This window comes from Streptococcus australis, from assembly GCF_019930045.1.
GTDB lineage: Bacteria > Bacillota > Bacilli > Lactobacillales > Streptococcaceae > Streptococcus > Streptococcus australis_D.
The window spans coordinates 1-637 of sequence record NZ_JAHZQQ010000130.1 but is presented as its reverse complement, the minus strand read 5'-3'; the positions used below and the strand labels follow the sequence as shown (position 1 = coordinate 637).

Genomic DNA, 637 nt, shown 5'->3' with positions numbered 1-637 from the left:
TCTAGTAAATGTGTTGCAACTCTACTATACAGGATTTATTCCTTTTTGTGTTTACACAACTTATTGTACACTACCGTAATGATACCTGGGAAGAACTGAAATTAATAAATAAATATCATATTTCCAAAGACTTTCAAGTATATAATGATTTAAAACATAATAAACTAGTATTTGAACTTACTGATGATGAATATGAAAAATACAAATTGTATAGTAGAAATATACAAGGGTTGAGTTCAATTAAATCTGATAATCCATTTACAGACTTTAAAAATATATGTAATTCAAAAATATTAATTATAGGTTTAGGAACGGTTGGTAGTCCATTAGTAGAACAATTTGAAAAATATGGCTTTACTGATATTTCAATAGTAGATGGAGATATTGTAGAACAGCATAATATTACTGCACAATTATCATATAAAATGTCTGATATAGGAAAACAAAAAACAGAAGTTATATCCCAAAAATTTAAGTGTATAGAAAAAGTATATGCAGATTATATCACGGATAAAAATATGAATAATATATTAGAAGAAGTTAGACCTCAGTTTGTTTTCTGGGTAGTGTACAATAAGTTGTGTAAACACAAAAAGGAATAAATCCTGTATAGTAGAGTTGCAACACATTTACTAGA

Annotated in this window: 1 protein-coding gene; it reads left to right on the top strand. The window is 26.4% G+C overall.

The window, feature by feature from the left end; translation table 11 throughout:
* The first annotated feature begins 47 nt into the window (after positions 1-47).
* Positions 48-602 carry a ThiF family adenylyltransferase gene (locus K1J10_RS10665; protein WP_223357356.1) on the top strand — a complete coding sequence of 185 codons (555 nt, stop codon included), beginning with the start codon at positions 48-50 and terminating at the stop codon, positions 600-602.
* Positions 603-637: the final 35 nt, after the last annotated feature.